Below are 25,978 nucleotides of genomic sequence, written 5' to 3'. Positions count from 1 at the left end.
AGACGAGAGGTGGGGTACGGGGATGAGTGTCGGCACGAGCGGTGCGCAGAAGGCGCCGCGAGCACGGGAGGTGCGCGGCACACCCACGTCCCGGCACGGCGACCCCACCGGACGTGCCCCGGCCGACCTCGGCGTCGACCCCGACGACCTGCCCGACGGGCTCGTCGTGGCCGACGAGCACGGCGTGGTGATCTGCTTCAACGCCGCCGCGGCCCGGATCACCGCGGTCCCCGCCGCCGACGCCCTCGGACGCAGGCTCGACACGGTGCTCCCGCTGGAGGACCTGGAGGGCCGCCGATGGTGGCAGCTGACCGACCCGTACGGCGGTCTCGCCATCCGCAACGCCCAGCCCGAGCGCAATCTGCTGCTCCCCGGGGCGCGCGAGGTCCTCGTCTCCGCGCGCTACGTGCGGACGCGCCCCACCGGCCCCGTGCACCGCGTCGTCGTCTCCCTCCGTGACACCGAGGCCCGCCGCCGCACCGAGCGCAGCCACGCCGAACTGATCGCGACGGTCGCCCACGAGCTGCGTTCGCCGCTGACCTCCGTCAAGGGCTTCACCGCGACGCTGCTGGCGAAGTGGGAGAGGTTCACTGACGACCAGAAGAAGCTCATGCTGGAGACCGTCGACGCCGACGCGAACCGGGTCACCCGGCTCATCGCCGAACTGCTCGACATCTCGCGCATCGACTCGGGCCGTCTCGAGGTGCGCCGCCAGCCCGTCGACATCGGCGCGGCCGTCGGGCGGCACATCCAGGCGTACGTCGCCTCGGGCCAGTCGGCCGACCGCTTCCTGCTGCGCATCGAGCAGCCGCTGCCCGCCCTGTGGGCCGACCCGGACAAGATCGACCAGGTGCTCAGCAACCTGCTCGAAAATGCCGTGCGTCACGGCGAGGGAACCGTCACCATTGATCTGGCACCCTCGGTGTCCCCGCACGAGCGGGAGGACGGCGAGAACACCGCCACGTCGGTCACGGTGAGCGACGAGGGCACCGGCATCCCGGAGGAGTCCATGAACCGCGTCTTCACCCGCTTCTGGCGGGGCAGCAAGCGCGGCGGCACCGGCCTCGGGCTCTACATCGTCAAGGGCATCGTCGAAGCCCACGGCGGCACCATCACGGTCGGCCGCGCCCCCGGCGGCGGCGCCGAGTTCCGATTTACGTTGCCCGTGGGCACCCCGGCGCATCTCCTCTGACGCCGAAGAGGCCCCACGGGCGCACGCATCAGGGAGCCACCCCTTGGACTGCGCGTCCAAGGCTGTCTCCCACCCCGTTAGACTCGGCCTTTGGCACCTTTGCGTCCCCGTTTCAGGGACGACGCGTCCCCCGAGTCGGGACGGGGACCCTCAGCCAGCCAACCGGAAGCACGGGAAGAGATGTCGGCACCGAATAAGTCGTACGACCCTGTAGAGGTCGAGGCCTTGAAACCGGAAGAGATCGAGCGCATGCGGGACGAGGCGCTCGCCGCCTTCGCGGCCGCCGGTGACCTCGACGCGCTCCAGGAGGCCAAGGTCGCCCACACCGGCGGCACCTCGCCGCTGGCCCTCGCCAACCGCGAGATCGGCGCCCTGCCCCCGCACGCCAAGGCCGACGCCGGCAAGCGCGTGGGCCAGGCCCGCGGCGCCGTGAACAAGGCCCTCGCCGCACGCCAGGCCGAGCTGGAGGCCGAGCGCGACGCCCGCGTCCTGGTCGAGGAGGCGGTGGACGTCACGCTGCCCTACGACCGTGTGCCGGCCGGCGCCCGCCACCCGCTGACCACCATGATGGAGCGGGTCGCCGACGTCTTCGTGTCCATGGGATACGAGATCGCCGAGGGCCCCGAGGTCGAGGCGGAGTGGTTCAACTTCGACGCCCTGAACTTCGGCCCGGACCACCCGGCCCGGCAGATGCAGGACACCTTCTTCGTCGAGGGCCCCACGGGTGACCACGGCGAGTCCGGTGTCGTCCTGCGGACGCACACCTCGCCCGTGCAGGCCCGCGCCATGCTCGACCGCGAGCCGCCCGTCTACATCGTCTGCCCCGGCCGCGTGTACCGCACGGACGAGCTCGACGCCACGCACACCCCGGTCTTCCACCAGATCGAGCTGCTGGCCATCGACGAGGGCCTGACCATGGCCGACCTCAAGGGCACCCTGGACCACATGGTCCAGTCGCTCTTCGGCTCGGACATGAAGACCCGGCTGCGCCCGAACTACTTCCCCTTCACCGAGCCGTCCGCCGAGATGGACATGCTCTGCTACGTCTGCAAGGGCGAGTCCGTCGGCAACCCCGACCGCCCCTGCCGGACCTGCTCCTCCGAGGGCTGGATCGAGCTCGGCGGCTGCGGCATGGTCAACCCGCGGGTGCTCGTCGCCTGTGGCGTCGACCCGGTGAAGTACAGCGGATTCGCCTTCGGGTTCGGCATCGAGCGGATGCTGATGTTCCGCCACAACGTCGAAGACATGCGAGACATGGTCGAGGGTGACGTCCGGTTCACCCGGCCGTTCGGGATGGAGATCTGATGCGGGTCCCGCTTTCTTGGCTGCGGGAGTACGTCGACCTGCCGGCGACGGAGACCGGGCGCGACGTCCAGGCCAAGCTCATTTCGGCAGGCCTGGAGGTCGAGACCGTCGAGCAGCTCGGCGCCGACCTCAAGGGCCCCCTCGTCGTCGGCCAGGTGCTGACCATCGAGGAACTGGAGGGCTTCAAGAAGCCCATCCGCTTCTGCACCGTCGACGTCGGCACGGCCAACGGCACCGGTGAGCCCCAGGAGATCGTCTGCGGCGCCCGCAACTTCGCGGTCGGCGACAAGGTCGTCGTGGTGCTGCCGGGCGCCGTCCTGCCCGGCAACTTCGCCATCGCCGCGCGCAAGACGTACGGCAAGACCTCGCACGGCATGATCTGCTCCGGCGACGAGCTCGGCATGGGCGACGACGGCAGCGGCGGCATCATCGTGCTGCCGCCCGAGGTCGAGGTCGGCACCGACGCGATCGAGCTGCTCCAGCTCGTCGACGAGGTCCTCGACATCGCGGTCACCCCCGACCGCGGCTACTGCCTCTCGCTGCGCGGCATCGCCCGCGAGGCCGCCATCGCGTACGGCCTGCCGCTGCGCGACCCGGCGCTCCTCGACGTACCGGCCCCGAACGCGTTCGGCTACCCGGTGCAGGTCGGCGACCCGGCCGGCTGCGACCGCTTCACGGCGCGCACGGTGACCGGTCTCGACCCCGAGGCCCGTTCCCCGATCTGGCTCCGGCGCCGCCTGCAGAAGGCGGGCATGCGCCCGATCTCGCTCGCCGTCGACATCACCAACTACGTGATGCTGGAGCTCGGCCAGCCCCTGCACGCCTACGACCGCTCCCGCGTCCAGGGCGCGATCGGTGTGCGCCGCGCCGAGCAGGGCGAGAAGCTCACCACCCTCGACGGCGTCAAGCGCACCCTCGACGCCGAGGACCTGGTGATCACCGACGACCGCGGCCCCATCGGCCTCGCGGGCGTGATGGGCGGCGCCAACACGGAGATCGACGACACCGAGGGCACCACCACCGAGGTCGTCGTCGAGGCCGCGCACTTCGACGCGATCTCGATCGCGCGGACGGCCCGCCGTCACAAGCTGGCGTCCGAGGCGTCCAAGCGTTTCGAGCGCGGTGTCGACCCGCAGGCCGCGTCCGCCGCGGCCCAGCGGACCGTCGACCTGCTCGTGCTGCTGGCCGGCGGTACCGCCGACGCCGGCGTCACCGAGGTCATCGCGCCGTCCGCGCCGCACACCATCACCATCCCGGCGAACCACCCGGACAAGGTCGCGGGCGTCGACTACGGCCGCGAGACCGTCGTCCGCCGTCTCCAGCAGGTCGGCTGCGACGTCTACGGGCAGGACGAGCTGATCGTCACCGTGCCGTCCTGGCGGCCCGACCTGACCGACCCGAACGACCTGGCCGAAGAGGTCATCCGGCTGGAGGGCTACGAGAACCTGCCCTCCACGCTGCCCAAGCCCCCGGCGGGCCTCGGCCTCACCGGCCGGCAGCGCCTGCAACGCCGTATCGGCCGCGCCCTGGCGGGTGCCGGATACGTCGAGGCGCTGAACTACCCGTTCATCGGCGAGCACGTCTTCGACCAGTTCGGCCTCGCCGCCGACGACCCGAAGCGCAAGGTCGTCAAGCTGGTCAACCCGCTCTCCGACGAGGAGCCCGCGCTCCGTACGACGCTGCTGCCGGGCCTGCTCGGCGCACTGCGCCGCAACGACGGCCGCGGCAGCCACGACCTGGCGCTCTTCGAGACCGGTCTGGTCTTCCACCCGCAGCGGGAGCTGCGCGTCGCCGGACGGCTGCCGGTCGACCGCCGTCCCACGGACGAGGAGATCGCGTCGCTCACCGCCGCGCTGCCCGTCCAGCCCCGGCACGCCGCCGTCGTCCTCGCGGGCGCCCGCGAGCAGGCCGGCTGGTGGGGCAAGGGCCGCCCGGCCGACTGGGCGGACGCCGTCGAGGCCGCGCGCATCCTGGCCCGCGAGGCGGGGACCGAACTCCTCGTCCGCTCCGGCCAGTACGGGCCGTGGCACCCGGGCCGCTGCGCCGAGCTCGCCGTGCTCGTCGACGGCACCGAGAAGGTCATCGGATACGCCGGTGAGCTGCACCCCGGCGTTCTGAAGACCCTGGGCCTGGCCCCGCGCACCTGTGCGATGGAGCTGGACCTGGACGCGCTGGAGGAGGCGAGCGCGGGCCTGCCCAAGGGCCCGAAGATCTCCACCTTCCCGGTCGCCACGCAGGACGTCGCGCTGGTGGTCTCCCGCGAGATCCCGCACGCCGACGTCGAGGCGGCGCTGCGCGAGGGCGCGGGTGAGCTCCTGGAGTCCATCCGGCTCTTCGACGTCTACGAGAGCGAGCAGCTCGGCGAGGACAAGAAGTCCCTCGCCTACGCGCTGCGGTTCCGTGCGACCGACCGCACCCTGACCGTCGACGAGGCCTCCGCGGCCCGTGACGCGGCCGTCGCCCTGGCGGCCGAGCGCACCGGGGCGGTGCTGCGCGGGGCGTGAGCCCGGCACAGTCGAGGGCGTGATGAGGGGTACATCCGGTGGTCCGGATGTACCCCTCACTCTTTGGGGTGACAACTCCGGGCGATCTGGCCCGATCGGGGCATGCGGTCGACAGAATCGGACCGGTCTCTCGGAGGCCTTCTGCGCTGTCAGGGCCTATTGGGGGGCCAATCGGCATGATCCGTATCAAGGCTGGGGCTCCCCGCAGGGCGAAGCCCCGGACGCATTCGCGGGTGCTGGCCCGGGCGGGCCTGGGGCCGCGAGGCAGGGGCGACGGACTGCGAGCCGGGCTCACCCGGGCCGTGCGGCGAAGAGGGCCCCGGATCGGCCGGGGGCGTGTCGCGTACCCGGGCCCCGAGAGGACGGTCCGCCGCGCCGAGCGGCGCCCGCTGCGCCGGGCGCTGAGTCTGGGGCTGCCCACGGTCTGGGGCGCGATGGCGATCACGTACAAGATGGCCTGCCCGCTCGCTCAGGAGGACGGGCTGGGCGCGCGGATCGTCACCAGCGCGGTCTTCTTCGCGGTGGGCACGGGCCTGATACTGCACGTCAGAGGCGCGCTGCTGCGAGAGCTGCGGCAGATCCGCAAGGTCGCGGGCGCCGCCCAGAACGTGCTGTTGCGCCCCCTGCCCCCACGCATCGACGGGCTGAACGTCGCGGCGGCACAACTGTCCGCCGACCGCGGCGCGAACGTGGGCGGCGACCTGTACGAGGTGATCGCCACCGAGCACGGCGTACGGATCGTCATGGGTGACGTCCGGGGCCACGGTATCGGTGCCATCGGAACCGTCGCCGCCGTCCTCGGCAGCTTCCGCGAGGCCGTGCACGACGAGCCCGAACTCGGCTGCGTCCTCAAGCGGCTGGAACGCGCGCTGGCCCGGTACCTGCGTGAGCGGGCCCGGGCCGAGCACCCGTCGGCCGGGACCGATCCGGACAGTCCGGTCGCCGAGGAGTTCGTCACCGTGCTGCTGCTGGAGATCCGCCGCGACGGCGAGGTGTACGCCCTCAACTGCGGCCATCCCTGGCCGTTTCTGCTGCGCGGCCCCACGGAACGGGCGGCGGCGCGCGGTCGCGTCGAGCGGTTGTCCACGGGTGAACCACTGCCGCCGCTCGGCCCGTTCCCGCTGCCTGCCGAGCTGCCCGCCGAGCACTGCGGCCGACTGCTGCCCGGGGAAGGGCTCTTCCTGTACACCGACGGGGTCGAGGACGCGCGCGACGGGCACGGCCGCTTCTTCCCGTTGCAGGCCGTGCTCGCCGACGTGGTCCGTGTCCAGCCCGCCTCACCCCGATCCGTCCTCAGTGGTGTGCTCGCCCGGGTCCTGCGCCATGCCGGCGGATCGCCCGCCGACGACGTCGCGTTGCTCGTGCTGCGCAACGACCGCCGACGCGTCCCTGTGCAACAGGGCGCCTCCGTCGCCCAGCAGGTGACCTGACGCCGCGGCGTGCGCCGTCCGCCCCGCCACGGAGTGTCGGGCAGGCAGCTGGGCGGACGGCGCGGAAGCGGGCCGCCGCACTGTACGAGGGGGAGCCGGCGGCCCGGCCGGCCTCTTGCGAGGCATTTCAGTCAACCGGCCAGAAACCCTCTGCGACAGCGCGCGCACTGCCCGGATACGGGCATTCCCTTCACACCCCGTGTGAAAGCGGACGCACTACTCTGACGGCACCGAGCCACCCGGGGGGCCTCCATGCAGCCCAACACACTGCTCGACGCGATACTCGACGAGGCCGGCATCTCGCACGCGGGACTCGCCGCCCATGTCAATCAGGCGGGCAGAGCACGTGGACTCGCGCTGCGGTACGAACACACGGCCGTGGCGCGCTGGTTGAAGGGGCAGCGCCCCCGCGGGCAGGTACCCGACCTGATCTGCGAGGTGCTCGCGGGCCGGCTGCACCGGCCCGTCACGCTCGACGACATCGGACTGGGCGTGCCCGGTGAACCGGCCACCCCGCACGGCACCTCGCTGTCCGGCTTCGTGGAGCGGGCCACCGCCCTGTGGCGCTCCGACGAGCAGCAGCGCCCGCACATACTCGGCGCGCCCGCCGTCACCGGTACACCCGCCGTGATGCCGGTGTGGGAGTGGGAGAACCCGCCCGAGGACGTGGACGTCTCGCGCGGCGGACGGCACCGCGTCAGCATGGCGGACATCGACATGCTGCGGGCGGCCCGCGCCCACTACGAGCAGATGTACCGCAAGGCGGGCGGCATAGCGACCCGCACCCGCATCGTCGGGTTCCTCAACTCCGAGACGGCGCCGCTGCTGCGCGGCAGCTACACCGATGCCACCGGCCGCCAGCTGCACCGCGCCACGGGCGGCCTGGTCGCCATCGCGGGCATCTGCGCCTACGACTCCGACGCGCACGGCCTCGCCCAGCGCTACTTCCACCAGGCGCTGCGCCTGGCGAAGGCCAGCGGCGACAGGGGACTCGGCGCCTACGTCATAGCCCTGCTGGTCAACCAGTCGCTGTTCATGCGCGAGTACCGGCAGGCCGTGGCCTTCGCGGAGGCCGCGCTGCGCGCCGCCGGGCGGCACATCACGCCGGCGCTCGCCTCCGACCTCTACGCGATGCAGGCCAAGGCGTACGCACACCTCGGCGACGGCAGCAGCGCGCTGTCCTGCATACGGCGTGCCGAGCAGGCCGCCGAGCGCATCCGGCGCGGGTACGAGCCCGACGAGACCGGCTATGTCCAACCGGGCCTGGTCAATGTGCAGGTGGCGGAGGCCCTGCTCAGCCTCGGCGACCTGGTGGCGGCGGGGGAGCACGCCGCGGCCGCCGTCGACAACCCGGCGCACGACCGGGGCAGAGTGCACCGGCTGGCGATGCTCAGCCAGATCGAGCTGCGTCAGGGCAACGCCGACAAGGCGGTGGCCACCGCCGTTCAAATGGCCGAACAGGCGCGGGGGATGGAGTCCCAGCGGCTGCGCGACAGACTGCGCGCGGTGCGCGAGCACCTGGTGCGCAGCGGCTGTGCGGGCACGGCCGAGGCCGCCGAGCTCATCGACGGGGCATTGCGCGTACCGCTGTAGGGAAGGCGCCACAAAAAGGTTCGACCGCCGCTGCACCGTGCCCCGACCGCTGTGAGCCTGCTGTCAGGACGCTCCTGCTGCGATATTGCCATCTACTCGGCGGAAGGTGGCAGAACCGTGCAGTGGACGAAACAGAACGAACAAACTGTGTACGCAAACCGCTGGTTCAGCGTCAATCTCGCAGATGTGGAGCTGCCGGACGGTCGGCACCTCGATCACTTTTTGATACGGCTGCGGCCCGTGGCCGTGGCCACTGTGGTGAATGAGGCCAACGAAGTGCTGCTCCTGTGGCGGCACCGCTTCATCACCGACAGCTGGGGATGGGAGCTCGCGGCGGGTGTCGTCGAGGACGGCGAGGACATCGCCGTCGCGGCGGCCCGCGAACTGGAGGAGGAGACCGGCTGGCGGCCGGGACCCCTGAGGCATCTGATGAGCGTCGAGCCCTCCAACGGGCTCACCGACGCCCGGCACCACATCTTCTGGGCCGACGAGGGTGCGTACATCGGACACCCCGTGGACGACTTCGAGTCCGACCGTCGGGAATGGGTTCCCCTGAAGCTCGTCCCCGACATGGTCGCCCGCGGCGAGGTCCCGGCCGCCAACATGGCTGCCGCACTGCTCCTTCTGCACCATCTCAGGCTCGGGCAGGACGCCTTGCCCTGATCCGTCCCCCCACGGCGTCCGGGGACCTAGTGGCCCAGAGCCTGCCAGACCGCCACGGCCAGCGCGCCCACGGCCGCGAGGACGGCGAGGGTGGGCAGTGGCCAGCGGGTGTGTTCGAGGGCGACGACCCGTGCGCTCAGGTCGTCGAGATCCTTGGCGGTCTGGTCGTCGCGCTGAGTGAGCAGTGCGAGTCCCCCTTCTATGCGAGTGAGCCCCACCTCGAGGGACCGGCGTAACTCTGCGAGTTCCCCTGGGACCACGGGATGCTCGGGGTCGGCGGTCACGAGTCCGCTCCTTTCCGTAGTCGTGCCATCCCTTACATGCGCACGGAAAGTCAACTCGCCTGGTGGACGCGTGGGGAGCGTGTGCGAGGGGCATATGCGGGCCCGGCGCGCACACGGTGTGTGAATGGCGCGGGCCCGGCACCGAAAAGGGTGCCGGGCCCGCGCGAGCCGATGCTCGTGATCAGCTCACGATCCGTAGTCGGCCAGGGGTGTCGGCCGTGGACCGTGCGGTCCGGGTGTCAGCCGTAGGTGTAGAAGCCCGATCCCGACTTCCGGCCCAGGCGGCCCGCGTCCACCATGCGCTGGAGCAGCGGGGGAGCGGCGTACAGCGGCTCCTTGTACTCCTCGTACATCGAGTGGGCGACCGAGGCGACCGTGTCGAGGCCGATCAGGTCGGACAGCTTGAGCGGGCCCATCGGGTGGGCGCAGCCGAGCTCCATGCCGTTGTCGATGTCCTCGCGGCTCGCGATGCCCGACTCGAACATCCGGATCGCCGACAGGAGGTACGGGATGAGCAGCGCGTTGACCACGAAGCCCGAACGGTCCTGGGCGCGGATGGCGTGCTTGCCGACCGCCTTCTCGGCGAACAGCTGGGCCCGGCTGAGGGTGCCCTCGGAGGTGGTCAGCGCCGGGATCAGCTCGACGAGCTTCTGGACCGGCGCCGGGTTGAAGAAGTGGATGCCGATGACCTGGTCGGGCCGCGAGGTGGCGACCGCGAGCTTCACCAGCGGAATCGAGGAGGTGTTGGAGGCCAGGATCGCGTCGGGCCGTGTCACCACCTGGTCGAGGACCTGGAAGATCTCGGTCTTGACCTGCTCGTTCTCGACGACGGCCTCGATCACCAGGTCGCGGTCGGCGAACTCGCCGAGGTCCGTGGTGAAGCTGAGCCGGTCCTGGGTGGCCTTGAGCTCCTCCTCGGAGATCTTCCCGCGCTCGGCGGCCTTGGAGAGGGAGTTGAAGAGCCGGGTACGGCCGATCTCCAGGGCCTCGCCGGTGGTCTCGGCGACCTTGACGTCCAGACCGGCGCGGGCGCACACCTCGGCAATGCCCGCACCCATCTGCCCGCAGCCCACCACTCCGACGCGTTCGATGTCGGTCACATCGTCCCCTTCGCTGATCTGCACGGCCGGCAGGATCTCCGTGTTTCGGTGCCTGCTCCGAACGTGCACGTTACCGCCAAGTATCGATGATCGATCGTCGGGGTCCGGCATCCTGGGGCGAAATGGCGGTCCGTGACGGCGCGGACCGGGTGCGTGAAGGGATGCGGAGATGGGGCTGCTGTCACGCCGGACGTTCGCGGCGACCGCGGTGGCGGCACTGTCGGGACTGGCGGCCCAGGGGGACGACGCGGCGGGCGCGGACGCCGCCCCGGCGCCGGCGCCGGCCCCGGCGCGGCGTCACCGGACGGCGGGCGAGTTCCGCGGCATGTGGCTGGCCACGGTCGCCCACCGCGACTGGCCCTCGCGCGGCGGACTGAGCCGCGACCAGCAGCGCGCCGAGCTCCTCGACCGTCTCGACACGGCCGTACGGCTGCGGCTGAACACGGTGATGTTCCAGGTGCGCCCCGCGGCCGACGCGCTGTGGCCCTCGCCGTACGAGCCGTGGTCCGAGGTCCTCACCGGTGTCCAGGGCCAGGACCCCGGCTGGGACCCGCTGGACACCGCGGTCCGCGAGGCGCACGCGCGCGGTCTGGAGCTGCACGCCTGGTTCAACCCGTACCGCGTCGCGAATCACACCGACCCGGCCCGGCTGGCCCCCGCGCACCCCGCCCGCAGGCACCCCGACTGGATCGTGCCGTACGGCGGGCGGCTCTACTACAACCCCGGACTGCCCCAGGTCCGCGCCTTCGTGCAGGACGCGATGCTCGACGCGGTGCGCAGATACCCGGTCGACGCCGTCCACTGGGACGACTACTTCTATCCGTATCCGGTCGACGGCGAGGTCTTCGACGACGACGCGGCGTTCGCGGAACACGGCGCAGGCTTCCCGGACCGGGCCTCCTGGCGGCGTGACAACATCGACCGGCTGGTGCGGGAGATGGCGGAGGCCCTCGCGCGCACCCGGCCCGCCGCGTGCTTCGGGATCAGCCCCTTCGGGGTGTGGCGCAACGCCGCGACCGACCCGCTCGGATCGGCGACGGCGGCCCACATCCAGACGTACGACGACCTGCACGCCGACACCAGGAAGTGGGTCAGGGAGCAGTGGATCGACTACATCTGTCCGCAGCTCTACTGGAACATCGGCTTCGCCGACGCGGACTACGCCGATCTGCTGCCCTGGTGGGCGGACGTCACCCGGGGCACGTGCGTGCGGCTCTACGTCGGGGAGGCGCTGTACAAGGCCGGCGCACCGGGGCAGCCGGAAGCCTGGCGGGACCCGGCCGAACTCTCCCGGCACCTCACCCTCGCCGGTGACTGCGCCGAGGTGCGCGGGCACGCCTTCTTCTCGGCGACGGAGGCCGGCTCCGACCGCATCGGCGCGATGGCGCGGGTCGTCGCCGACCACTACCAGCGGTCGGCGACACCTCCGCGCCGAGCGCGCCGGGCGTGAGAGCCGATGGTCACTGCTGCCTCAGGTCCTTTGCTGCCTCATGTCCTTGTGGCGGATCTCGGAGTCGGGGCCCGGTGAGCACACGGCCTCGTGCCCGTCCTCGAATCGCACGCGGTAAGGGGGAGCGCCCTGCGCCCCCATCACCTCGGTGATCTCCGCGACCTTGTCGTGCTGACCGACAACCCTGCCGTGCTGCACAAGCTGGTCGCCCTTGTTTGCACGCATCTGAACGGTCTCCTCGTCGTGTACGGGAGTGTGCGGTCCGTGGCCGCAAGTCTACGGCTGGTGGCGCCGGTTGGACCGGCCCGTGCGTGCCGGTCAGCTCCGCGCCCGCTGGGTGAGCGCGATGCAGACCAGAACGGCGGCGGCCGTCAGGGGTGCGGCCGGTGTGAGCTGCTCGCCGAGGAGCAGTACCGACCACACCAGTGTGAGCAGCGGCTGCGCCAGCTGCAACTGGCTGGCCTTCGGAATCCCGATGGACGCCATGCCCCGGTACCAGACGACCAGACCGAGGAACTGCGAACCGGCCGCCACCCACAGCAGACCCGTCACGCTGTGCGCGGTGAGCCGGACCGGCTCGTGGGACAGCGCGATCAGCATGCCCGGCACGGTAAGCGGCAGGCACAGGACCAGCGCCCAGCCGACGACGTGCCAGCCGGGCATGACCCGGGCGAGCCGGCCGCCCTCCGTGTAGCCCACCGCGCAGATCAGCAGTGCGCCGAAGAGATAGGCGTCCGCGCCGGTCAGGGCGCCGCCGCTCTGCTGCACGGTGAACGCGATGACCGCCGCCGCTCCCGCGAGGGCGGCGCACCAGAACATCCGCGAGGGCCGCGCGCCGGTGCGCAGCGTGGAGAACAGCGCCGTCGTCAGCGGCAGCAGCCCCACCACCACGGCGGCGTGCGCGGTGGTCGAGGTCTCCAGGGCGAGCGTCGTCAGCAGGGGGAAGCCGAGCACGACGCCGGCGCCCACGACGGCGAGCCCCGCCCAGTGCCGGCGGCCCGGCAACGGCACCCGCAGCGCCACCAGGCAGCCGCCGGCGATCACCGCCGCCAGCACACTGCGGACGGCCACGAGGGACCAGGGGCCGAAGCCTTCCAGACCCCAGGCGGTGGCCGGAAAGGTGAGAGAGAAGGCGGTGACTCCGAGGGCGGCCTGGAGGGTGCCGGCGCGGCGGGCCGCGGGGGTGACTCCACTGCCGGCGGGGGGTGCGCTGCGGTCCGTGCGCGTGCGGCCGGCGTCGGTCCCGCCCGGCAGCTGCTCCCGGCCCGCGGCGGCGGAGGTGCTTCCGGCGGCGGTGGCGGTGACGGCCGAGGTGCTCCCGGCGGTGGCGGTGGCGGCGGAGGCGCTCCCGGCGGTGGCGGTAGCGGTGGTGCGTGCCGTGGTGACGGGACCGGCGGAGCGGCCATTCCGAGCGGTCGCGGCGCCGCTGTCCGCGGCCTGGGACCCGTCTCCGGCGGCGCCCGTCCCGGCGGTGGTGACCGCTATCGGGGTTTCGGCAGTAGCGCTATCCTGTGCTCTCATGCAAGAGCGTAGCAGTGTGGCCGAGCTGGCGAATCAGCTGCGGCGAGAACTCGACCGCTACTCGCCGGGTGGAAAGCTGCCGTCGAGTCGTGCGCTCGTCGAGCGGTTCCGCGTCAGCCCGGTGACCGTGTCACGGGCACTGGCACAGCTCGCGGCCGAAGGGCTCGTCGTCACCCGCCCCGGCGCGGGGGCGTTCCGCGCCCGGCCGCGCTCCGTCGCCGAGCCCACCGGGGACACCTCCTGGCAGGAGGTGGCACTCAGCGCGGACGCCGCCGCCGAACTCGTACCGCGCACGGTGGACGCGTCCGGAGTCCTGGTCTCCCTGGACGCCCCGGCGCCAGGCGTCGTCGAGTTCAACGGCGGCTATCTGCACCCCTCGCTCCAGCCCGAGCGGGCGATGGGCGCGGCCCTGTCCCGGGCGGGGCGCCGCCCCGGCGCCTGGTCGCGGCCGCCCATGGAGGGACTCGCGGACCTGCGCGAATGGTTCGCGCGGGGCATCGGGGGCACGATCACCGCGGCCGAGGTGCTCGTCACCGCGGGCGGTCAGTCGGCGCTGACCACCGCCCTGCGCGCGCTCGCACCGCCCGGTGCACCCGTGCTCGTCGAGTCGCCCACGTATCCGGGCATGCTGGCGATCGCCCGAGCGGCCGGGCTGCGGCCGGTACCGGTGCCGGTCGACGCCGACGGTGTGAAGCCCGCCCTGCTCGCCGACGCCTTCGCCGCGACCGGCGCGCGGGTGTTCGTCTGCCAGCCGCTGTTCCAGAACCCGACCGGCGCCGTCCTCGCCCACGAGCGCCGGGGCGAGGTGGTGCGCATCGCGCGCGACGCCGGTGCCTTCGTCGTCGAGGACGACTTCGTGCGGCGCCTCGTGCACGAGGACAGCGGTCCGCTGCCCCGCCCGTTGGCCGCCGAGGACCCCGACGGTGTCGTCGTGCACGTCGGCTCCCTGACCAAGGCGACCTCGCCGAGCTTCCGGGTCGCCGCGCTCGTGGCGCGCGGTCCGGTCCTGGAGCGGTTGCGCGCCATCCAGATCGTCGACAGCTTCTTCGTGCCGCGCCCCTTCCAGGAGGCGGCGCTCGAACTCGTCGGCTCGCCCGCCTGGCCGCGTCATCTGCGTTCCCTGTCGGCCGAGCTGAAGGCACGCCGCGACACGATGACCGCCGCGCTGCGGCTGCGACTGCCCGAACTCGCCCTGCCCCACGTCCCGTCCGGCGGCTACCACCTCTGGCTGCGGCTGCCCGACGGCATGGACGAGGCCACGCTGGTCGCCGCGGCCCTGCGCAGCGGCGTGGCCGTCACGCCCGGCCGTCCCTACTTCAGCGCCGAACCCCCGGCCGCGCACCTCCGGTTGAGCTTCGCGGCGGTCGCGAACGCGGAGGAGATCGCCGAGGGTGTGCGCAGGCTCCGGGCCGCCTGCGACGAGGTGCTCGGCTGACGGCCGACGCGGAGCCGCGACCACCTCGGCCCGCTCGGGCTGCGCCGCGTCCTGCCCGCCACGCACGACGCGCACGGCGTCTACGAGAAGCTGGGTTTCACGCTGCTCGACCGGCCGGACCAGTGGATGGCGCTGATGGTTCCGTAAGCCCGCGTATACCTTGCGTAACGGCCCTTGACCTGCGGAGTCCCGCGTTCCACGATCTGCCCATGCATCTTCGGGTCACGTTCGTCGCCGCCGCGCGCAGTTCCTCGCTGCTCGCGGAGCGCTTCGAGGACGACAGGCCGTTGGACCAGGCGGGCTGGGACGAGGTGCAGCGTTCGGCCGCCGGGCTGGTGCCGCTGGCGGCGTCCGAGCTGCGCTACTGCTCGCCGACCCCCCGCAGCAGGGCCACCGGCGACGCCCTCGGCTACGCGCCCCTGGTGCAGCTCGCGCTGCGCGACTGCGACATGGGCCGGTGGCGCGGATTCACGCTCGGTGAGGCGATGGCCCGCGAGCCCGACGCCGTGGACGCCTGGCTCGCCGACCCGCGCTCGGCGCCGCACGGCGGCGAGTCCCTGCTGGGCTTCATCCAGCGCGTCGGCGGATGGCTCGACACCCGGCCCGTCGACGACGGGAGCCGGATCGTCGCGGTGGCGGAGCCGTCGGTGGTGCGCGCCGCCCTCGTCTACGCGCTCAAGGCCCAGCCGTCGACGTACTGGAACATCGACGTGCGCCCCCTGTCGACCGTCACCCTCACCGGCAACAACCGCCGCTGGAACATGCGCCTGGAGGCGGCGTAGCAACGCGCGCAGCGCTCGCAGCATCCGCGGGCAGGGGTCCCTGGCGCTCACGTGCGTCCGCCGACCCCGTCCGTCCGCCGCGCCCCGGCACCTCGCCCCCGAGCGGTCAGTCCGCGCGCGCGTAGTCCGTGGTCAGGACCAGGTCCTTGGCCGGTCCCCCGACCCGCCACACCGTGCGCCAGCGGTCCTCCGCGTAGACCGAGAACTCGCCCCGGTAGAGGTCGGCCGAGCAGGGATGGTTGGCGATGTGCCGGCCGGTCGTCAGATCCAGGTCGTGGAAGGGACGGCCGTCGGAGAACTGTACGAGGGCGGCAGCCGGGACCGCCCCCGGCAGGAACCGCAGCGTCCGCTCGGCGGGCCGGGCGACGCCCTGCCAGGTGAACGTGCCCGACTCGTGGTGCAGCAGCCCCGCGTGCTCCGCACCCTCCGGCGGTCCGAAAACCGTCGTACCGGTGAAGTGCCCCTCCGCGCCGCCCGCGAGGTCGCGCACGGTGCGGCTCACCCGCCAGCTCCCGGCCAGGTACGAGAGCACATCCGGCACTGGCCAGAACTCGCCCATGGTGTCCCGCTCTCCGTCCCGTGCGATGCCGCGCGACCCATTGACGCGCTCCTGCCCCCTCCCTATCTTGCCGTTCGAAGTACTGATCGATGTCCGATATTTCGAACAACTCCACACCACAGAGCCGCGGAGTATTCATGTCATCCACCCGCACCCGCTGGAGACTCGGACTCACCGCCACCGCCCTCCTGGTGGCCTCCACCGTCGTCCCGGGACCGGCGCGAGCCGCCGCGGACGACGTCACCGACTACGCGATCACCGTCCACCCAGAGCGATCCGGCGCGACGATCGACGACACCATGTACGGCGTCTTCTTCGAGGACATCAACCGCGCCGCGGACGGCGGCCTCTACCCCGAGCTCGTGCAGAACCGGTCGTTCGAGTACAGCACCGCCGACAACTCCTCCTACACGCCACTCACCTCGTGGACCGTCTCCGGCACCGCCCGCGCCGTCAGCGACGACGGACGCCTCGACGCCCGCAACCGCACCTACCTCGCCCTGGACGGCGGCTCGTCCGTCACCAACGCGGGCTACAACACCGGCATCAGGGTCGAGAGCGGCAAGGCGTACGACTTCTCCGTCTGGGCCCGCGCCGACGTGAGAACGCCCCTCACCGTGACGTTGCGGGACGCCGAGGGCACGCTCGCCGAGGCCCGCCGGCTCACGGTGCGCGGCGGCTGGGCCCAGTACCGGGCGCGGTTCACCCCCGACCGCACCACGAGCACCGGCCGCCTCACCGTCGCCGCCGAGGGCTCCGTCGCGCTGGACATGATCTCGCTGCTGCCGCGCGACACCTATAAGGGGCACGGTCTGCGCAAGGACCTCGCCGAGAAGGTCGCCGCCCTGCACCCGGGCTTCGTGCGTTTCCCGGGCGGCTGCCTCGTCAACACCGGCAGCATGCAGGGGTACGACGAGGCGTCCGGCTATCAGCGCAAGCGCGCGTACCAGTGGAAGGACACCATCGGCCCGGTCGAGCAGCGCGCCACCAACGCCAACTTCTGGGGCTACAACCAGAGTTACGGGCTCGGCTACTACGAGTACTTCCAGTTCGCCGAGGACATCGGCGCGATGCCGCTGCCCGTGGTGCCCGCACTCGTCACCGGCTGCGGCCAGAACAAGGCCGTCGACGACGACGCCCTGCTCCAGCGGCACATCCAGGACACCCTGGATCTCATCGAGTTCGCCAACGGGCCGGTGACGAGCGAGTGGGGCGCTCGACGCGCCCGCATGGGCCACCCCGAGCCCTTCCACCTCACCCACCTGGAAGTGGGCAACGAGGAGAACCTGCCCCGCGAGTTCTTCACCCGCTTCGAGCGGTTCCGCACCGCCGTCGAGGCCGCGTACCCCGACGTCACGGTGATCTCGAACGCGGGCCCCGACGACTCCGGAAGCACCTTCGACACGGCCTGGCAGCTCAACAGGGACGCGAACGTCGACATGGTCGACGAGCACTACTACAACAGCCCGCAGTGGTTCCTGCAGAACAACGACCGCTACGACTCCTACGACAGGAACGGCCCCAAGGTCTTCCTCGGCGAGTACGCCTCCGGCGGCAACACCTTCAAGAACGCCCTCTCCGAAGCCGCGTACATGACCGGCCTGGAGCGCAACGCGGACGTCGTGAAGCTCGCCTCGTACGCCCCGCTGCTCGCCAACGAGGACTACGTGCAGTGGCGTCCGGACATGATCTGGTTCAACAACCACGCCTCCTGGGGTTCGGCCGACTACGAGGTGCAGAAGCTCTTCATGAACAACGTCGGCGACCGCGTCGTACCGTCGACCGCCACCGGCACACCCGCGCTGAACGGCCCCCTCTCGGGCGCCGTCGGCCTGTCGACCTGGGCGACCACGGCGGCGTACGACGACGTGTCGGTCACCGGAGCAGACGGCGGCACGCTGTTCGGCGACGACTTCAGCGGCGACGCCTCGCAGTGGACCCACACGGGTGGCGGCAGCTGGAGCGTGCAGGACGGGCAGTACGTGCAGACCGACGTGGCCGCAGAGAACACCATGGTCACGGCCGGCGACCCGGCCTGGCACGACTACGACCTGCACGTGAAGGCCACCAAGAAGTCCGGTAAGGAGGGCTTCCTCGTCGCCTTCGGCGTCAAGGACACCGGGAACTACTACTGGTGGAACCTGGGCGGCTGGAACAACACCACCTCCGCGGTCGAACAGGCCGTGGACGGCGGCAAGTCGTCGCTGATCTCCAAGCCCGGCTCGATCGAGACGGGCCGCGCCTACGACGTCGACGTCAAGATCCGCGGACGCCAGGTCACCCTCTACCTGGACGGCCAGGAGTGGGGGAGCTTCACGGACGACAAGCCCGCCGAGCCGTTCCGCCAGGTCGTCACGCGCGACGCGAAGAGCGGCGACCTCGTCGTCAAGGTGGTCAACGCCCAGGCGGCGGCGGCCCGTACGGCGATCGACCTCGGCGGCGCGAAGGTCGCCTCCAAGGCCCGGGTGACCACTCTCGCGGCCGCGCCCGAGGCGGTGAACACCGAGACGGCCACACCGGTCGCTCCGGTGACGTCCACCCTCGAAGGGGTCGCCGACAGGTTCACGTACACCTTCCCGGCGAACTCCGTCACCTTCCTGCGGATCAGGCAGAGGTAGCGGTGGCCGGCGTGGGCCGCTGCCCGACGGGCAGCAGCCCACGCTCGGCGAACACCTTCTTCGCGACCAGCGTCGCGTTCATCGCCTTCGGTATCCCGCAGTACACCACCGAGTGCAGCATCGCCTCGACGATCTGCTCGGGCGAAAGCCCCACGTTCAGCGACGCGTTGACGTGCACTTCGAGCTGGGGCTCACAGCCGCCGAGGGCGGTGAGCATGCCGAGCGTCACCAACTGGCGGTCGCGCGCGACGAGTCCGGGCCGGTCGTAGATGTCGCCGAAGGCCCACGCGGCGATCTGGTGGCCGAGTTCGGGGCTGATGTCGGAGAGCGAGTCGACGACCCGCTGCCCGACCTCGCCGTCGACCCGCTTCAGGACGTCCATGCCGTGCTCGAAACGCTCTTCGCGGGTGGTGGCGTCGCTCATGTCTCGTCGTCCGTTCCCGGCTGGGCGAGCAGCCGTTCGTAGTGGTCGATCTTGTCGTCGAGGGCGGCCGCGTTGCGGCGCAGCGCGCTCATGCGGTCCGCGAGGTCGGCGCGGTGCGCGCGGAGCATCGCCAGCCGCTCCGGGACGGTGGCCCCGCCCCGCGAGCGCAGCTCGGCGAACCGCTGCATGTCCGCGATCGACATGCCCGTCCCGCGCAGCCGGATCAGGAACTCCAGCCAGGCCAGGTCGGCCGCCGCATAACGCCGCTGGTTCCCGGTGGTCCGGCCGACCCGTTCGATGAGGCCGGCCTTCTCGTAGTACCGCAGCGTGTCGTGCGAGAGGCCCGTGCGCTCCACGACCTCGGAGATCGTGAGCGTCGGTTCCTGGCGGCCCGGGCGGGGCTGTCCGCTGGTCATGACAAGACCGTAGAACCTGGAGCGCGCTCCAGGTCAAGCGCCGTCGGCGATCACTTCCGACGGGCCGCTCGCAAGGCTCCGGGAGGGGCGGGCGAGTGCTCGGCACCGGCCTCCTCCGTGCACGGGCGCCGGACACGGCGCACCGCTGCGCCGCGCTGTCGGCGGCCCACTCCGCCCCCGTAGGCCGCAGCCCGAGGCTTCCGCCGGACGAACGGTGAGCGCGGCCGCCCGGGTCAGGAGCGGCGGCGCGGCTTGCCCCGCCGTGCCCCGCCCTTCGCGCCGCCGGACCCGCCCTTCGCGCTGCCGCCGCGCCGGCCCTGCCCGCCCGACGCGCCGCCCGCGGGCTTCTGCCGCGTGCCGCCACCGGTGCCGGACCGTTTGGGCGACGTCCTGGCGGCGGGCTCGGCCTTCTGCGAGGCCGCGGCCGGAGTGCGGCCGCGCGAGCTGTTCACGGTGCGGCCGCGGACGATCCCGATGAAGTCCTCCACCATGTCGGTGGTCTCGTCCGCCGGCCAGGACAGGGCGACGCGCGACTCCGGCGCGTCCGTGACCGGCCGGTAGGTGAGGTCCTTGCGGTGGTGGAGCCGGGCGAGCGACTGCGGCACGACGAGGACGCCGATGCCCGCCGCCACCAGCTCGACGGCGTCCGCCGTGGTGGCCGGCCGTTCGAGGGCGGGCTTGCCCGGCAGGCGCTCCCATTCGAGGGTGTCGTCCAGGGGGTGCAGCACGATGTCGTCGGCGAGATCCTCCGTGCTGACCTCGTCGACGGCCGCCACGACGTGGTCCTTGGGGACCACGACCACCGTGGTCTCGGTGTAGAGGGGGATCGCGCTGAGATCGGTCCGGTCGACCGGCAGGCGGACGAAGCCCGCGTCGGCGCCCCCGCCGCGCAGCAGCCCGAACGCCTCGGCGGCGGTCACCGCGACCAGGGTCAGGGGGATGTCGGGAAGCCGCTCGTTCCAGATCCGCACCCACTTGGCGGGTGTGACCCCCGGAACGTAGGCGAGCCGGAACGAGGGGGGTGCTTCGGAGCCAGTCACCTCGTCAGGTTACCGGTCGTGAGGGCCGCGGCGGCGGGCAGCGGTCCTGGTCGGCGGCGCCTCTCGTGCTCGTTACCCTTGACGCATGACGTCGCACCAGACCACCCAGACGATGAAGCCCGCCACCGCGGCCAAGAAGCTGGGCGTGTACCTCGAGGCCACCCCCGCCGAGTTCCGGGAGGGTGTCGTCTCGCGTGCCGAGCTGAGTGCGCTGCAGACCGACCCGCCGCAGTGGCTGCGGGACCTGCGCCGTGACGGCCCGCACCCGCGGCCCGTGGTCGCGTCCAAGCTGGGCGTCTCCATCTCCGGTCTCGCCCGGGGCGGGGTCACCGAGGCGCTCACCACCGAGCAGATCGAGGCACTGAAGGCGGAGGACCCGGAGTGGCTGCGGCGTGAGCGCGCCACGCAGGCGGACGTCCGCAAGGAGACCGCCCGGATCAAGGAGAAGAAGGCGGAGCAGGCGGCCCGCGCCGAGGGATCCGGCGACGCGCGTTCCTGATCCGCCGCCGTCGGCGGGGCGGCGGTGCCCGCGCGCGCCGTCCCGTCGTCCGAGCACGTCCCGCTCCGTGCCCCCGGTGTGTCGGCGGGCTTCCGGGCGCGGCGATTGTCATGAGCATGAGTAGCGCTCGCGTGTATTCATGCAGTGGATTGCATAAACGTGCAGCGAAACGTATAGTCATGCCATCCAAGAGGAGGGTTCCATGACGGTACGAGCGGCAGTGGCGGGAGCGAGCGGGTACGCGGGCGGAGAGCTGCTGCGCCTGCTCCTCGTGCATCCCGGCATCGAGATCGGCGCCCTGACCGGCAACTCCAACGCGGGCCGGCGCCTGGGCGCGCTCCAGCCGCATCTGCTGCCGCTCGCGGACCGCGTGCTGCAGGAGACCACGACCGAGGTGCTCGGCGGTCACGACGTCGTGTTCCTCGCCCTCCCGCACGGACAGTCCGCCGCCGTGGCCGAGCAGCTCGGCCCGGACGTCCTCGTGGTCGACATGGGTGCCGACTTCCGGCTGAAGGACCCGGCGGACTGGGAACGGTTCTACGGCTCCGAGCACGCCGGGACCTGGCCCTACGGCCTCCCCGAACTGCCGGGTGCCCGCGCTGCGTTGGAGGGGTCCAAGCGCATCGCGGTGCCCGGTTGCTACCCCACGGCCGCCACGCTCGCGCTCTTCCCGGCGTACGCGGCCGGGCTCGCCGAACCCGAGGCCGTGATCGTCGCCGCGTCCGGCACGTCCGGTGCCGGCAAGGCGCCCAAGGCGCACCTCCTGGGCAGCGAGGTCATGGGCTCCATGTCGCCGTACGGCGTGGGCGGCGTCCACCGGCACACCCCCGAGATGATCCAGAACCTCGGCGGGGCGGCCGGCGAGCCGGTCACCGTCTCCTTCACGCCCACCCTGGCGCCGATGCCCCGCGGCATCCTCGCCACGTGCAGCGCCAAGGCGCGGGACGGCGTCACCGCCGAGTCCGTGCGGACCGCGTACGAGAAGGCGCTCGCCGACGAGCCGTTCGTGCACCTGCTGCCCGAGGGACAGTGGCCCGCCACGGCGTCCGTCTACGGTTCCAACGCCGTTCAGGTCCAGGTCGCGTACGACGCCGCCGCGCACCGCATCATCGCGATCAGCGCCATCGACAACCTGACCAAGGGCACCGCGGGCGGTGCCGTCCAGAGCATGAACATCGCCCTCGGCCTCGACGAGACCACAGGGCTTTCCACGATCGGAGTCGCACCGTGAGCGTCACGGCAGCCAAGGGATTCCAGGCGGCGGGCATCGCCGCCGGGATCAAGGAGAACGGCAACCCGGACCTGGCCCTCGTGGTCAACGACGGTCCGCGCCGCGCCGCCGCGGGCGTCTTCACCTCGAACCGCGTGAAGGCCGCGCCGGTGCTCTGGTCGCAGCAGGTCCTCACGAGCGGTGAGCTGACCGCCGTCGTCCTCAACTCCGGGGGCGCCAACGCGTGCACCGGACCGAAGGGCTTCCAGGACACGCACGCCACCGCCGAGAAGGTCGCCGAGTCCCTCACCGCCGCGGGCACCGGCGAGGTGGGCGCGGGCACGGTCGCCGTGTGCTCGACCGGCCTGATCGGCGTCCTGCTGCCCATGGACAAGCTGATCCCGGGCGTCGACCTGGCCGTCGGCCAGCTCAGCGCGCACGGCGGCGAGAAGGCCGCCATCGCCATCAAGACCACCGACACCGTCCACAAGACGTCCGTGGTGACGAAGAACGGCTGGACCGTGGGCGGCATGGCCAAGGGCGCAGGCATGCTCGCCCCCGGGCTCGCCACCATGCTCGTCGTCCTCACCACGGACGCCGACGTCGACAGCCGGACCCTGGACCAGGCGCTGCGCGACGCGACCCGGGTCACCTTCGACCGGGTCGACTCCGACGGCTGCATGTCCACCAATGACACGGTGCTGCTGCTCGCCTCCGGCGCCTCCGGCGTCACCCCCGACCACGCGGAGTTCGCCGAGGCCGTCCGCACCGTCTGCGACGACCTCGGCCAGCAGCTCATCCGCGACGCGGAAGGCGCCAGCAAGGACATCAAGGTCGAGGTGGTCAACGCGGCGAGCGAGGCCGACGCCGTCGAGGTGGGCCGCTCGATCGCCCGCAACAACCTCCTCAAGTGCGCGATCCACGGCGAGGACCCCAACTGGGGCCGCGTGCTGTCCGCGATCGGCACCACCGGCGCCGCATTCGAACCCGAGCAGCTGAACGTCGCCATCAACGGCGTCTGGGTCTGCAAGAACGGCGGCGTGGGCGAGGACCGCGAACTCGTCGACATGCGCTACCGCGAGGTCCACATCGTCGCCGACCTCGCCGCGGGCGCCGAGACCGCCACGATCTGGACCAACGACCTCACCGCCGACTACGTCCACGAGAACAGCGCGTACTCCTCATGACGAACGTGACCCGCAAGCACACCGCCCTGCCCAAGGCACAGACCCTCATCGAGGCGCTGCCCTGGCTGACCCGGCACCACGGCAAGACCGTCGTCATCAAGTTCGGCGGCAACGCCATGGTCGACGACGAGCTGAAGGCCGCCTTCGCCCAGGACGTCGTCTTCCTGCGGCACGCGGGCCTCAAGCCCGTCGTGGTGCACGGCGGCGGCCCGCAGATCAGCGCCGCCCTCGACCGGCACGGCATCGTCAGCGAGTTCAAGGCCGGCCTGCGCGTCACCACCGAGGACGCCATGGACGTCGTACGGATGGTGCTCGCCGGACAGGTGCAGCGCGAGCTCGTCGGGCTCCTCAACCAGCACGGACCGCTCGCGGTCGGACTGACCGGCGAGGACGCCCACACCATCACCGCCACCAAGCACCGGCCCGAGATCGACGGCGAACGCGTCGACATCGGACGGGTCGGCGAGATCACCGGCATCGACACCGGTGCCATCGAGGCGCTGCTCGCCGACGGCCGGATCCCGGTCGTCTCATCGATCGCCCGCTCCCAGGACGACGGACATGTCTACAACGTCAATGCTGATACGGCGGCTGCGGCTCTCGCTGCGGCACTTGGCGCCGAAACCCTCATGGTCCTCACGGACGTCGAGGGTCTCTACGAGGACTGGCCCGACAGCGACGAGGTGATCAGCCGCCTCACCGCCTCCGAGCTGGAGAAGCTGCTGCCCGAGCTGGCCAGCGGCATGGTGCCGAAGATGCAGGGCTGTCTGCACGCCGTCCGCAACGGCGTCACCACGGCCCGCGTCATCGACGGCCGGGTCCAGCACTCGATCCTGCTGGAGATCTTCACCGACGAGGGCATCGGCACGATGGTCGTGCCGGACGCAGAGGGGGACGCCGTATGACCGGCAACGCGACGAACGCCGAACTCACCGAGCGGTGGCAGGGCGCGCTGATGGACAACTACGGCACTCCGCGGCTGCCCCTGGTGCGCGGCGAGGGCGCGAAGCTCTGGGACGCCGACGGCAAGCAGTACGTCGACTTCGTCGGCGGCATCGCGGTCAACGCGCTCGGCCACGCCCACCCCGCGGTCGTCGAGGCCGTCGGCAGGCAGATCGCCTCCCTCGGTCACGTCTCCAACCTGTTCATCGCCGAACCGCCCGTCGCCCTCGCCGAACGGCTCCTCCAGCTCTTCGGCCGAGACGGCAAGGTCTACTTCTGCAACTCGGGCGCCGAGGCCAACGAGGGCGCCTTCAAGATCGGCCGGCTCACCGGCCGCACGCACATGGTCGCCACCACGGGCGGCTTCCACGGCCGGACCATGGGCGCCCTCGCGCTCACCGGGCAGCCGGCCAAGCAGGAGCCGTTCCTGCCGCTGCCCGGCGACGTCACGCACGTCCCGTACGGCGACGCGCAGGCACTCGCCGAAGCGGTCACCGAGGACACCGCGCTGGTGATCATCGAGCCCGTCCAGGGCGAGAACGGTGTCGTCGTGCCGCCCGCCGGCTACCTCAAGGCCGCCCGCGCGATCACCGCCGCCACCGGAGCCCTCCTCGTCCTGGACGAGGTGCAGACCGGCATCGGACGGACCGGACACTGGTTCGAGTACCAGGCCCACGAGGGCGTCCTGCCCGACGTCGTCACGCTCGCCAAGGGCCTCGGCGGCGGGCTGCCCCTGGGCGCCACCGTCGCCTTCGGCCGGGCCGCCGCCCTGCTCAAGCCCGGCCACCACGGCACCACCTTCGGCGGCAACCCGGTGGTGTGCGCCGCCGGGCTCGCCGTGCTCGACACGATCGCGGGCGAGGGTCTGCTCGACAACGTGAAGCGGCAGGGCGAGAAGCTGCGCGGCTCGATCGAGTCCCTCGGCCACCCGTTGGTCGACCATGTCCGGGGTGCGGGGCTGCTCCTGGGTATCGTGCTCACCGAGCCGCTCGCGCCGCAGGTGCAGCAGGCGGCTCAGGACGCCGGTTTCCTGGTGAACGCGCCCGCCCCCGATGTCGTACGGCTGATGCCACCGCTGAACCTCGGCGACGACGAGGTGGAGGCGTTTCTCCGGGCCCTTCCCGGCGTCCTCGACGCAGCCAACGGGGACGGATCCTGAGAAATGGGACGACGACGATGAGTCAGGCGCACGACCACGAGCCCGTCGGGCCTGCCGTGCCGCAGACCCGCACCGCACGCCACCGCCGGATCGTGGACATCCTCAACCGGCAACCGGTGCGCTCGCAGAGCCAGTTGGCGAAACTCCTCGCCGACGACGGACTGAGCGTCACCCAGGCGACGCTCTCCCGGGACCTGGACGAGCTGAACGCGGTGAAGATCCGCAACAACGACGGCGACCTCATCTACGCGGTGCCGAGCGAGGGCGGTTTCCGCACCCCGCGCGCGCCGCTGGGCGAGTCGGCGAAGGAGGAGCGGATGCGGCGCCTCTCCGCGGAGCTGCTGATCTCCGCGGAGGCGTCCGCGAACCTCGTGGTCCTGCGCACCCCGCCGGGGGCCGCGCAGTTCCTGGCCTCGGCGATCGACCAGGCCGAACTGCACGACATCCTCGGCACCATCGCCGGTGACGACACGCTGCTCCTGATCAGCCGCAACCCCACGGGCGGCCAGGCACTGGCCGACCACCTGCTGCGGCTGGCCCAGAACGGCAACGGGCACTGATCCGTGAGAAGCGGAGGGGCGCCCCCTGTCCAGGGGGCGCCCCTCCGCTTCCCGCGTTCGTGATCCCGGCCGCGGGCCCTTCGCGCCCACGCGGCGCCGGGTCGC

24 protein-coding genes and 1 pseudogene are annotated in these 25,978 nt (G+C 71.9%); 17 read left to right on the top strand and 8 right to left on the bottom strand.

What is annotated here, in order from left to right; translation table 11 throughout:
- Positions 1-22 precede the first annotated feature (22 nt).
- From ACSYGO_RS11730 to ACSYGO_RS11705, 6 genes are all read left to right on the top strand, one after another.
- Positions 23-1,192 (top strand): sensor histidine kinase, encoded by a 1,170-nt coding sequence (locus ACSYGO_RS11730; RefSeq protein ID WP_426682536.1) that lies wholly within the window; start codon positions 23-25, stop codon positions 1,190-1,192.
- Between the two features lie 180 nt (positions 1,193-1,372).
- Positions 1,373-2,497 (top strand): phenylalanine--tRNA ligase subunit alpha, encoded by a 1,125-nt coding sequence (gene pheS / locus ACSYGO_RS11725; RefSeq protein WP_426682535.1) that lies wholly within the window; start codon positions 1,373-1,375, stop codon positions 2,495-2,497.
- Positions 2,497-5,001, top strand: a complete 2,505-nt coding sequence (gene pheT, locus ACSYGO_RS11720; protein ID WP_460386624.1) for a phenylalanine--tRNA ligase subunit beta — start codon at positions 2,497-2,499, stop codon at positions 4,999-5,001. The genes pheS and pheT overlap by 1 nt, the downstream gene beginning before the upstream one ends.
- A 434-nt stretch (positions 5,002-5,435) precedes the next feature.
- Complete coding sequence (locus tag ACSYGO_RS11715; RefSeq protein ID WP_426682555.1) at positions 5,436-6,431, top strand: PP2C family protein-serine/threonine phosphatase; 996 nt, start codon at positions 5,436-5,438, stop codon at positions 6,429-6,431.
- Between the two features lie 252 nt (positions 6,432-6,683).
- The gene (locus tag ACSYGO_RS11710; protein WP_095933128.1) at positions 6,684-8,024 is read left to right on the top strand and encodes a transcriptional regulator; all 1,341 of its coding nucleotides are present in this window, start codon (positions 6,684-6,686) and stop codon (positions 8,022-8,024) included.
- Between the two features lie 117 nt (positions 8,025-8,141).
- Positions 8,142-8,687: an NUDIX hydrolase gene (locus ACSYGO_RS11705; protein ID WP_095933127.1), complete on the top strand. Its 546-nt coding sequence runs from the start codon at positions 8,142-8,144 to the stop codon at positions 8,685-8,687.
- Positions 8,688-8,713: 26 nt separating this feature from the next.
- On the opposite strand, the gene ACSYGO_RS11700 is transcribed toward ACSYGO_RS11705, so the two are convergent.
- Together ACSYGO_RS11700 and ACSYGO_RS11695 are read right to left on the bottom strand one after the other, a co-directional pair.
- Positions 8,714-8,971: a hypothetical protein gene (locus ACSYGO_RS11700; protein WP_028801562.1), complete on the bottom strand. Its 258-nt coding sequence runs from the start codon at positions 8,969-8,971 to the stop codon at positions 8,714-8,716.
- Positions 8,972-9,210: 239 nt separating this feature from the next.
- Entirely contained in the window at positions 9,211-10,095 is an 885-nt protein-coding gene (locus tag ACSYGO_RS11695) for a 3-hydroxybutyryl-CoA dehydrogenase (RefSeq protein WP_426682533.1), read from the bottom strand.
- A 145-nt stretch (positions 10,096-10,240) separates the two neighbouring features.
- Between ACSYGO_RS11695 and ACSYGO_RS11690 the strand changes: the two genes are divergently transcribed.
- On the top strand, positions 10,241-11,521 hold the full coding sequence (locus ACSYGO_RS11690; RefSeq protein ID WP_460386623.1) for a glycoside hydrolase family 10 protein: 1,281 nt from the start codon (positions 10,241-10,243) through the stop codon (positions 11,519-11,521).
- Positions 11,522-11,542: 21 nt separating this feature from the next.
- Here ACSYGO_RS11690 and ACSYGO_RS11685 read toward each other — a convergent pair whose 3' ends face one another.
- On the bottom strand, positions 11,543-11,746 hold the full coding sequence (locus tag ACSYGO_RS11685) for a DUF1918 domain-containing protein (protein ID WP_095933123.1): 204 nt from the start codon (positions 11,744-11,746) through the stop codon (positions 11,543-11,545).
- A gap of 93 nt (positions 11,747-11,839) precedes the next feature.
- Positions 11,840-12,775 carry a DMT family transporter gene (locus ACSYGO_RS11680; RefSeq protein ID WP_426682554.1) on the bottom strand — a complete coding sequence of 312 codons (936 nt, stop codon included), beginning with the start codon at positions 12,773-12,775 and terminating at the stop codon, positions 11,840-11,842.
- A 265-nt stretch (positions 12,776-13,040) separates the two neighbouring features.
- Here ACSYGO_RS11680 and ACSYGO_RS11675 point away from each other — a divergent pair, with 265 nt between their 5' ends.
- The 3 genes and pseudogenes from ACSYGO_RS11675 (at position 13,041) to ACSYGO_RS11665 (ending at position 15,259) form a co-directional block, all read left to right on the top strand.
- A complete protein-coding gene (locus tag ACSYGO_RS11675; protein ID WP_426682531.1) occupies positions 13,041-14,477 on the top strand; it encodes an aminotransferase-like domain-containing protein in 1,437 nt (478 codons plus the stop codon).
- Positions 14,478-14,492: 15 nt separating this feature from the next.
- Positions 14,493-14,624: pseudogene (locus tag ACSYGO_RS11670) on the top strand (GNAT family N-acetyltransferase); the annotation flags it as partial.
- 62 nt (positions 14,625-14,686) lie between these two features.
- Positions 14,687-15,259 (top strand): histidine phosphatase family protein, encoded by a 573-nt coding sequence (locus tag ACSYGO_RS11665; protein ID WP_426682530.1) that lies wholly within the window; start codon positions 14,687-14,689, stop codon positions 15,257-15,259.
- A 106-nt stretch (positions 15,260-15,365) separates the two neighbouring features.
- Here the strand turns inward: ACSYGO_RS11665 and ACSYGO_RS11660 are convergent, their stop codons facing one another.
- Positions 15,366-15,818 (bottom strand): DUF6314 family protein, encoded by a 453-nt coding sequence (locus tag ACSYGO_RS11660; RefSeq protein ID WP_460386622.1) that lies wholly within the window; start codon positions 15,816-15,818, stop codon positions 15,366-15,368.
- A gap of 137 nt (positions 15,819-15,955) precedes the next feature.
- On the opposite strand from ACSYGO_RS11660, the gene ACSYGO_RS11655 reads away from it, so the two are divergent.
- Positions 15,956-18,436, top strand: a complete 2,481-nt coding sequence (locus ACSYGO_RS11655) for an alpha-L-arabinofuranosidase C-terminal domain-containing protein (protein ID WP_426682528.1) — start codon at positions 15,956-15,958, stop codon at positions 18,434-18,436.
- Here the strand turns inward: ACSYGO_RS11655 and ACSYGO_RS11650 are convergent.
- From ACSYGO_RS11650 to ACSYGO_RS11640, 3 genes are all read right to left on the bottom strand, one after another.
- Positions 18,423-18,860 (bottom strand): carboxymuconolactone decarboxylase family protein, encoded by a 438-nt coding sequence (locus ACSYGO_RS11650; RefSeq protein ID WP_426682527.1) that lies wholly within the window; start codon positions 18,858-18,860, stop codon positions 18,423-18,425. The genes ACSYGO_RS11655 and ACSYGO_RS11650 overlap by 14 nt on opposite strands.
- Positions 18,857-19,276 (bottom strand): MerR family transcriptional regulator, encoded by a 420-nt coding sequence (locus ACSYGO_RS11645; protein WP_460386621.1) that lies wholly within the window; start codon positions 19,274-19,276, stop codon positions 18,857-18,859. Before ACSYGO_RS11645 ends, ACSYGO_RS11650 begins: the two co-directional genes overlap by 4 nt.
- 233 nt (positions 19,277-19,509) lie before the next feature.
- Positions 19,510-20,316: a LysR family transcriptional regulator substrate-binding protein gene (locus ACSYGO_RS11640; protein WP_432190018.1), complete on the bottom strand. Its 807-nt coding sequence runs from the start codon at positions 20,314-20,316 to the stop codon at positions 19,510-19,512.
- A gap of 85 nt (positions 20,317-20,401) precedes the next feature.
- Here ACSYGO_RS11640 and ACSYGO_RS11635 point away from each other — a divergent pair, with 85 nt between their 5' ends.
- The 6 genes from ACSYGO_RS11635 (at position 20,402) to ACSYGO_RS11610 (ending at position 25,873) form a co-directional block, all read left to right on the top strand.
- Entirely contained in the window at positions 20,402-20,815 is a 414-nt protein-coding gene (locus ACSYGO_RS11635) for a DUF5997 family protein (RefSeq protein ID WP_426682524.1), read from the top strand.
- 202 nt (positions 20,816-21,017) lie between these two features.
- Positions 21,018-22,046 carry an N-acetyl-gamma-glutamyl-phosphate reductase gene (gene argC, locus ACSYGO_RS11630; RefSeq protein ID WP_460386620.1) on the top strand — a complete coding sequence of 343 codons (1,029 nt, stop codon included), beginning with the start codon at positions 21,018-21,020 and terminating at the stop codon, positions 22,044-22,046.
- On the top strand, positions 22,043-23,212 hold the full coding sequence (gene argJ / locus ACSYGO_RS11625; RefSeq protein WP_426682522.1) for a bifunctional glutamate N-acetyltransferase/amino-acid acetyltransferase ArgJ: 1,170 nt from the start codon (positions 22,043-22,045) through the stop codon (positions 23,210-23,212). Before argC ends, argJ begins: the two co-directional genes overlap by 4 nt.
- The gene (argB, locus tag ACSYGO_RS11620; RefSeq protein WP_426682521.1) at positions 23,209-24,117 is read left to right on the top strand and encodes an acetylglutamate kinase; all 909 of its coding nucleotides are present in this window, start codon (positions 23,209-23,211) and stop codon (positions 24,115-24,117) included. The genes argJ and argB overlap by 4 nt, the downstream gene beginning before the upstream one ends.
- Positions 24,114-25,313, top strand: coding sequence for an acetylornithine transaminase (locus ACSYGO_RS11615; RefSeq protein WP_426682520.1), 1,200 nt, complete (start codon positions 24,114-24,116; stop codon positions 25,311-25,313). The genes argB and ACSYGO_RS11615 overlap by 4 nt, the downstream gene beginning before the upstream one ends.
- A 17-nt stretch (positions 25,314-25,330) precedes the next feature.
- Complete coding sequence (locus ACSYGO_RS11610; RefSeq protein ID WP_095933109.1) at positions 25,331-25,873, top strand: arginine repressor; 543 nt, start codon at positions 25,331-25,333, stop codon at positions 25,871-25,873.
- Positions 25,874-25,978 lie beyond the last annotated feature (105 nt).

The sequence above is a fragment of the Streptomyces krungchingensis genome (genome assembly GCF_054729265.1).
Note: the sequence above shows the minus strand (reverse complement) of the source record. Positions and strands in the feature narration are given on the sequence as shown.

What these genes read in the sequence shown, in the direction of transcription:
- ACSYGO_RS11730 (WP_426682536.1), top strand. Translation starts at nt 23, where the DNA reads ATGAGTGTCGGCACGAGCGGTGCGCAGAAGGCGCCGCGAGCACGGGAG.
- pheS (WP_426682535.1), top strand. Translation starts at nt 1,373, where the DNA reads ATGTCGGCACCGAATAAGTCGTACGACCCTGTAGAGGTCGAGGCCTTG.
- pheT (WP_460386624.1), top strand. Translation starts at nt 2,497, where the DNA reads ATGCGGGTCCCGCTTTCTTGGCTGCGGGAGTACGTCGACCTGCCGGCG.
- ACSYGO_RS11715 (WP_426682555.1), top strand. Translation starts at nt 5,436, where the DNA reads ATGGCGATCACGTACAAGATGGCCTGCCCGCTCGCTCAGGAGGACGGG.
- ACSYGO_RS11710 (WP_095933128.1), top strand. Translation starts at nt 6,684, where the DNA reads ATGCAGCCCAACACACTGCTCGACGCGATACTCGACGAGGCCGGCATC.
- ACSYGO_RS11690 (WP_460386623.1), top strand. Translation starts at nt 10,241, where the DNA reads ATGGGGCTGCTGTCACGCCGGACGTTCGCGGCGACCGCGGTGGCGGCA.
- ACSYGO_RS11685 (WP_095933123.1), bottom strand. Translation starts at nt 11,746, where the DNA reads ATGCGTGCAAACAAGGGCGACCAGCTTGTGCAGCACGGCAGGGTTGTC.
- ACSYGO_RS11675 (WP_426682531.1), top strand. Translation starts at nt 13,041, where the DNA reads ATGCAAGAGCGTAGCAGTGTGGCCGAGCTGGCGAATCAGCTGCGGCGA.
- ACSYGO_RS11665 (WP_426682530.1), top strand. Translation starts at nt 14,687, where the DNA reads ATGCATCTTCGGGTCACGTTCGTCGCCGCCGCGCGCAGTTCCTCGCTG.
- ACSYGO_RS11660 (WP_460386622.1), bottom strand. Translation starts at nt 15,818, where the DNA reads ATGGGCGAGTTCTGGCCAGTGCCGGATGTGCTCTCGTACCTGGCCGGG.
- ACSYGO_RS11655 (WP_426682528.1), top strand. Translation starts at nt 15,956, where the DNA reads ATGTCATCCACCCGCACCCGCTGGAGACTCGGACTCACCGCCACCGCC.
- ACSYGO_RS11650 (WP_426682527.1), bottom strand. Translation starts at nt 18,860, where the DNA reads ATGAGCGACGCCACCACCCGCGAAGAGCGTTTCGAGCACGGCATGGAC.
- ACSYGO_RS11645 (WP_460386621.1), bottom strand. Translation starts at nt 19,276, where the DNA reads ATGACCAGCGGACAGCCCCGCCCGGGCCGCCAGGAACCGACGCTCACG.
- ACSYGO_RS11635 (WP_426682524.1), top strand. Translation starts at nt 20,402, where the DNA reads ATGACGTCGCACCAGACCACCCAGACGATGAAGCCCGCCACCGCGGCC.
- argC (WP_460386620.1), top strand. Translation starts at nt 21,018, where the DNA reads ATGACGGTACGAGCGGCAGTGGCGGGAGCGAGCGGGTACGCGGGCGGA.
- argB (WP_426682521.1), top strand. Translation starts at nt 23,209, where the DNA reads ATGACGAACGTGACCCGCAAGCACACCGCCCTGCCCAAGGCACAGACC.
- ACSYGO_RS11615 (WP_426682520.1), top strand. Translation starts at nt 24,114, where the DNA reads ATGACCGGCAACGCGACGAACGCCGAACTCACCGAGCGGTGGCAGGGC.
- ACSYGO_RS11610 (WP_095933109.1), top strand. Translation starts at nt 25,331, where the DNA reads ATGAGTCAGGCGCACGACCACGAGCCCGTCGGGCCTGCCGTGCCGCAG.